The sequence below is a fragment of the Microbacterium sp. genome (assembly GCF_031988965.1).
Taxonomy (GTDB): domain Bacteria; phylum Actinomycetota; class Actinomycetes; order Actinomycetales; family Microbacteriaceae; genus Microbacterium.
The window spans coordinates 14,254-14,609 of record NZ_DALZXX010000072.1; the positions used below are offsets into that span (position 1 = coordinate 14,254).

Genomic DNA, 356 nt, shown 5'->3' on the forward strand with positions numbered 1-356 from the left:
GTCAGCAGGGCGACCGGGCGTACGCCGTCGACCTCGACGCCCTGCGCGACGACCGTCACGGAAGGGTCGTCCTCGAGATGCGCGAGACCGGCGGGGAACGCATCGGTGATGCGCTCGGTGAGCAGCGGGCCGCCCGAGGCGGCCGGGACGTGCGCCGCGACGAGGTCTTCGAACCCGGCACCGGCGGGGATGAACACCACACCGGGCTTGGTGCAGAACTGTCCCACGCCCAGCGTGAAGGATCCGACCAGGCCCTGCGCGAGCGCCTCGCCGCGGGCCGCGACGGCGGCCTCGGTGATGACCACCGGGTTGATGCTGCCGAGCTCACCGTAGAACGGGATCGGGTCCGGCCGCCC

The 356-nt window shown here is 73.0% G+C and carries 1 pseudogene; it reads right to left on the reverse strand.

Features of this window, described 5'->3' with window-relative positions:
- Positions 1-356, reverse strand: a pseudogene (locus RTM68_RS12085) (aldehyde dehydrogenase (NADP(+))); the annotation flags it as partial.